Below are 5,789 nucleotides of genomic sequence, written 5' to 3'. Positions count from 1 at the left end.
CTTCTTACCGGTTACTCTAGCCTACTTTCCCCGTCTACGGCTTCTTCTTTGTAATTACTAAGACAATAGCACAGATTTTTGGCGGGTGTCAATCCTTAAATCTATTTTACCTTTTGTTTTGCGCTTTTTGCCTTTGCTTTTCTTTGTTTCTGCTCTTTTCCAATCAGCAGGCTATACAGGCAAACATCGCCTTTTAGCAATTCGTCCGCGTTATCTGTGGTCAAACTCAGCGGTTTGAGTGCCTCTGAGCCATAACTTATATCTTCCAAGACATTGCTCTTGCATACCAGAGTCTCGCTGTGGATCGGCTGGCCCTCGACATATGTCTTCCCAAGAATTAATTCCCTAACATTCTGGTGACAAACACAGAACGGATGGACAATCGCGCGACCGGGATATTTCTCCCTGTACGTCTCGGTCATTGCGATAAATGCCTCGTAGTTTTTATCGCTAAGCTCGATTATCGTTGCTTTGAAAGGACATATCGCCGTTGCATAAATATCGTTGCCGCGGGGCAGCGGCTTCGACTCAAGTTTTGAGATGCCGGCCTCGCCTTTCTCGATAGCATCGAAGAACTCCTGCTTATTTGCATAGTGTTCTTCAGGAAATGATTGCCCCATCTTAAGCAGCGTGTCCTCGATCAGCCTGACGGAAACATCAAGCGAAGGCCCGCCCACATGCGAGAGGGAGTTCAAGAGGCCCTCAACAACCGGGCGGCGGGTCGCCGATCCGGTGATCAGGTGGTCTGCCTCGTACTGGTCGCCGATTTTATATCCTTTGTTGGATATCGTATATTCAAGAATGGCATTGCTGTGCGCGCTTGCCCTGTGCTTGAGAACTAGAAGCGCCTTGCGGACCCTCGACTCAAGCTCAACGTACTTGAGCTGGATGATTGTTTCAACGATGTAGGGGAGACCAAACTCAAGACCGCCCACATCACCCATAAACAATTTGTCTTCATGCAGCAACATGCTGGTGATCTGGTGTCTTCTAAAGGAATTGACCATCATATAGGCGAGGCTTCTCATTTTTTTAGATTCTTCCTCGATGAACTCAAGGTGGTTAAATGCATCTACGACAGCCCTTTTCACGCCATACTTAAGAATCGCCTCATCGAACTCACCGCCGGGTTTTCTTACCATGCCCAAGAAGACCTCGGGGTTTGTAAATATCATCTTCAGCTTGCCTGCTTTTTCGTACGCTTCAAGATCGATGCCAATCGAGCGTGCGTCTCTGTAGAGAGAACCTGAAAACTCCTCGAACGTTACATAAAGACCGGCTTCTCCGTTTTCGATACCGGCCGCGAGAAATTGTAGTCCTAATGTTGTTTTTCCTGTACCTGGAGCGCCTTTGACCATACATGCGGCGCCGTTGTAAAAACCGCCGCCCAGCATCCGGTCTAAAGTGCCGATTCCAGTCTTGATTCTCTTTTCCATTCTGCTTCCATCCTTTGGAACCGATCCTAATTTGAATTATCTGGCTTGCGTCGAGACGTTTGCCGTTCTAAATAGGCCCATGTCTGTCAACATAGAGCACAACAGTTTTATTTTAGGTGAAGTTTGTGAAAAGAGCAACTATTAAGGTGGGGTGATACCGGCTCCAGGTACGCTGGTGCCGGTAGGAGCGCTATCGAAGAAGAAGGCTGGTCGTAGTTGCGGTTTCGCCGCCGCCTTGGAGTTTCTTGTTCTTATCGTCCACGGTTCGATTTTTATCTTCATTAGAATCATGTGAGCGCTGCCTGGACGAACTTGCGCTTGGGGTCATAGGTGCAGGGTGCTTGCCCGCAGAATTGGCGTATCCTGAATTGCCACCTGATGCGTTGCCCGCATTAGAGTCGCCGGACTTGTCATCGGGCTCTTCAACCAAGGCCCCTCCTGATTTTAAAGGTTTTGTAAGAGCACGCCGGATCGCCGGCCTCGCGCTTAGCGGTACCTTATCCAAGGTATCCTCGAGGACTTCCCGGTTTTTCTTTACAAGGCTACTGACTGCAACTGAAAACTCTTTGTCTGACCCATCGGTCGATGTCTTTTCAGCCAGCTCTATGTTTGTAGCCATAGCCTTAACCAGGCCGGTATAGCGCGGATCTTCGCTTTTGAGCTTTTTCAGCTCGTTCATTCTCTCATCGGCGGCGTTAAGATAAAGCTTGGCTTTAGTAGCATCATCCCCGGCCAGGCCGATCCTGGCATGTTCCACTGCGAGTTTCAGCGGATAGAAAGGGCTTCCGGGCAAACTCTCCTTGGCCATCGCCAAAGTGCTCCCCATCAGCGCGAGAAAGATAAGGGTGATGATGCCCAGGCGGCTACCCAGTGCCAGCATGCGCGGCCTTCTTTTTGCCGGAGCTGTTTTTAGCGCCTCTCGTTCTACGCCTGTTTCCCAGCGCTTTTGCTCGACGGCCGCCAGAAGTGCATCGCGTGCCTGCTGCTTCTTGATTGAATCGGGGACGACGTTGCCCGCCTCGAGTAACCTGCTTGCGACGACAAGCATAGGCTCAAGTTCGACGCGCACGTCTTCGTGCAGACGAAGGCATTCCTCGACCGTTGTTTCCTTACGCCGTATCGCTTCTATGCAATCATCAAAAATATCTGTTATCGTGGGCTTCATCGTATATCTCCCCCAGAACCTTTCCTAAGGCCCCAATCGCGCGGTGCTGTAACGCTTTAACAGCACCCACATTTTTATCAACCGCCCGGGCGACCTCATCGTTCGTCATGCCGATGATAAACCGCATGACAACGACCTGCTGCTGCTCATCGGTAAGCGTCTTTAGGGCTTTGACAACCTCGGTGCGGTTGAATTCCCTGATCGCCGACTGTTCCGGTCCGTGCCCATCATCGCGCAACGCATCCATCTCCTCGGCGATATCAACCAGCTCGTACTTGTTTGACCGGTAGTAATCGATGATGAGATTTGAAGCTATCCTGAACAACCAGGCCGAAAAAGGGGCCCCTCTCCATTCAAACGCGGAGATGTTCTCGAGCGCCTTTAAAAAGACCTGACCGGCGATATCTTCGGCTTCAACGCGGTTACCTGTTTTGTAGTAGATATATCCAAATATCTTATCAAAGTACAGGTCATAGAGCTGACCGAAAGCTTCTGCATCATAGTTCTTCGCTTTATCTACTAATCTTTTTACTTCAAAACTATCATCCATAAGCCTAATGCTTTCACCCGTATCAACGGATAGACAACCAGTTGGTAACGCGAATTACGGAAATATTTCACTATTTTCTGAAAATATGTTCGTCAATTTATCTCTCAAATATTCCCTATTGTACTAGGAATCGGTGAAATGGTGAAATATCGAACCTACCCGTAGCTAAATCGCATGGGCTATATTTAAGTAGTTGCAAGCTATGAATACAAGCGCTTGTAGAATCAATCCAGGGAACTAACGATCAAACTAGATCAATCAAACTAGATCAAAGAACTAAATGTAACCCGTTCATAGCGAGCAGTTAGTACCGAAAAAGTGCTAAGGGATTCTTTAGGAGGAAAAGATGTTGAAGAAACTTCCGGCATTGCTGGTAATAGCAACGCTTATGGTTATTTACCATCTTGTACGGCCTTCACTTAGCCTGCTTGTTCTCATAGGTTTCTTTAACTCGTTTGGTAAGCACAACGCTTGTGCCATCCTTGGCCTCATCAATTGTAACTTTATCCATTAGCGCAAGCATAAGCGGAATACCGCGTCCGCGGAAATTATTGTGGTCCATGCCGGGGTCGGGCATGCGGCGTTTGAATTTGCCCTCGTCCTTTACCTTAATAACGAGCGCGTTGCCGTCACAGTAGACTTGAATCCTTACATGGTTCTCGGAGCCCTGGGGCGAGCCGTGCTCTATCGCATTTGCGGCGGCCTCGCCGATTGCAACCTGTAGATCGAATATTTGTTTCTCGCTCAGGCTGCAAAGCTCACCAATCATCTTGACATGATTTCTAATGAGGCATAAGTTTGCTGATTCGCTCCTGACCTGCAGTTCGTGCTCGCCGGAGTTTAAGGTGCATTCTTTGCACCTTTGTCGAATGTTTTTCAGGTTCCGTTTTGACAACAGACGTCAATCTCCTTCGGCAATGGGTGCATATCGGATATTGTGTCTACCATAATTTTATGAGCATGTAGAGGAAACGTCAACAACAAGACGGTTGGTTGTATGGGTATCGCTCTAAGACCCCCATATCTAGGAGCTGGTTTCTATGTCCGCATACCCCGCCTGATCGACAGCGTCAAAAAGCGCCCGTGCCTTGTTCTTTGTCTCTATGAACTCTTTTTCGGGGACCGAGTCGGCGACGATACCGGCCCCGGCCTGAACATAGGCATTACCGTCTTTAATGATTATGGTCCGTATGGTTATACCGCAATCAAGGTTGCCGTTGAACCCAAAATACCCGTAAATTCCGGCGTACGGGCCCCGGATGGTCGGCTCAAGCTCGTCGATGATCTCCATCGCCCGTATCTTTGGTGCGCCCGAGACCGTACCGGCCGGAAAGGCGGCCCGGAGCGCGTCAAATGCGGTTTTATCCTCAAGAAGTTTTCCGCTCACAGTCGACACAATGTGCATGACGTGGGAATATCGCTCTACATACATGAGATCGTCTACTTTTACCGTCCCCGCCTGGCTGACCCTGCCGAGGTCGTTTCGCCCGAGATCCACAAGCATAACATGTTCCGCCCGTTCCTTCTCGTCCTGCAATAAATCGAGTTCGAGTGATCGCTCCTCCTCTGCCGTTGCGCCGCGCGGTCTCGTACCGGCAATCGGCCTGGTGATAACGGTCCCGTCCTGTACCTGGATGAGCGGCTCGGGTGAAGCCCCGGCGATCGTACAATCTTCGAGCTTAAGATAAATCATGTAGGGGGATGGATTAATGGTCCGCAAGACACGATAAATATCAAACGGCTCGATCGTCAACGGTGTCGAGAAGCGCTGTGACAATACGACCTGAAAGATATCACCCTCATGAATGTAATTTTTGGCCTTTTCAACCATTTGGGCGAAGCGCTCTTCTGAAACATTCGAGGAAAACTCGCGCGGTTTAAAGCGGGCCATCTCCACGAGCTGCACGTACTCAAGCGGGCTTCTCAACCTCTTGATCACATTATCTATTTTTTCAACTGCGCTGCTGTATAGTTCATTTACATCGCCGCCGTTGACCCGCATGTTGGCGACGACTTTTATCTTGTGTTTTATATGGTCGAATGCGATTACGGTATCGGTAAGAAGAAACACCATCTCTGGAACCTTGAGATCATCGACCGCGGTTTTTGGGATTCGCTCGAAATACCTGACGGCATCATACCCGACGTACCCCACCGCACCGCCAAAAAACGGGGGAAGCCCCTCAAGCACCGCCGGATTGTAGGCCTTCATTTTGTCCTCCACGATTTTCAGCGGGTCCTTAACATCTTCGAGCTGCGCGTCCTCCTCTCCCTCAATGGTTACGGTAGTGCCCCGCGCGGTGATGACTAAAAACGGGTCGTACCCGAGAAACGAGTATCTTCCAAGTTGCTCACCCCCGGTCACGCTCTCGAGTAAAAAGGAGTTCACCTCATCCCCAAGCTTTATAAACGCCGATACGGGCGTGTCCATATCCGCGATGATTTCCCTGTATACAGGGACAATGTTATGCTGCTTTGCAAGCTTCTTAAATTCACTTCTAGATGGTGTATACATATGCGTTCCCTCCCACTTCTTTCAGCAAGTGCAGCAAGGGGACGTTGTTTCCTGTGGGTCTTTATTGCTGCGCAACATAAATTAGGACTCAAAGTAAACAACGTCCCCTCGCTCCCCTTGCTT

General features: G+C 49.5%; 5 protein-coding genes. All 5 read right to left on the bottom strand.

The features are described 5' to 3' along the window. Positions 1 to 101 precede the first annotated feature (101 nt). The 5 genes from COY37_RS05400 to trpE all read right to left on the bottom strand — a co-directional run bounded on the left by COY37_RS05400 (position 102) and on the right by trpE (position 5,666). The gene (locus COY37_RS05400; RefSeq protein ID WP_286679093.1) at positions 102 to 1,436 is read right to left on the bottom strand and encodes an RAD55 family ATPase; all 1,335 of its coding nucleotides are present in this window, start codon (positions 1,434 to 1,436) and stop codon (positions 102 to 104) included. A gap of 190 nt (positions 1,437 to 1,626) precedes the next feature. Then, the gene (locus COY37_RS05395; RefSeq protein WP_286679092.1) at positions 1,627 to 2,601 is read right to left on the bottom strand and encodes a DUF5667 domain-containing protein; all 975 of its coding nucleotides are present in this window, start codon (positions 2,599 to 2,601) and stop codon (positions 1,627 to 1,629) included. Beyond that, complete coding sequence (locus COY37_RS05390) at positions 2,573 to 3,151, bottom strand: sigma-70 family RNA polymerase sigma factor (RefSeq protein WP_286679091.1); 579 nt, start codon at positions 3,149 to 3,151, stop codon at positions 2,573 to 2,575. The genes COY37_RS05395 and COY37_RS05390 overlap by 29 nt, the downstream gene beginning before the upstream one ends. A 415-nt stretch (positions 3,152 to 3,566) precedes the next feature. After that, the gene (locus COY37_RS05385; RefSeq protein ID WP_286679090.1) at positions 3,567 to 4,046 is read right to left on the bottom strand and encodes an ATP-binding protein; all 480 of its coding nucleotides are present in this window, start codon (positions 4,044 to 4,046) and stop codon (positions 3,567 to 3,569) included. A gap of 129 nt (positions 4,047 to 4,175) precedes the next feature. Next, positions 4,176 to 5,666, bottom strand: coding sequence for an anthranilate synthase component I (gene trpE, locus COY37_RS05380; RefSeq protein WP_286679089.1), 1,491 nt, complete (start codon positions 5,664 to 5,666; stop codon positions 4,176 to 4,178). Positions 5,667 to 5,789: the final 123 nt, after the last annotated feature.

The sequence above is a fragment of the Candidatus Aquicultor secundus genome, assembly GCF_002791875.1.
Lineage (GTDB): Bacteria > Actinomycetota > Aquicultoria > Aquicultorales > Aquicultoraceae > Aquicultor_A > Aquicultor_A secundus.
Note: the sequence above shows the minus strand (reverse complement) of the source record. Positions and strands in the feature narration are given on the sequence as shown.

Coding starts and splice junctions, on each gene's coding strand:
- COY37_RS05400 (WP_286679093.1), bottom strand. CDS start 1,436: ATGGAAAAGAGAATCAAGACTGGAATCGGCACTTTAGACCGGATGCTG.
- COY37_RS05395 (WP_286679092.1), bottom strand. CDS start 2,601: ATGAAGCCCACGATAACAGATATTTTTGATGATTGCATAGAAGCGATA.
- COY37_RS05390 (WP_286679091.1), bottom strand. CDS start 3,151: ATGGATGATAGTTTTGAAGTAAAAAGATTAGTAGATAAAGCGAAGAAC.
- trpE (WP_286679089.1), bottom strand. CDS start 5,666: ATGTATACACCATCTAGAAGTGAATTTAAGAAGCTTGCAAAGCAGCAT.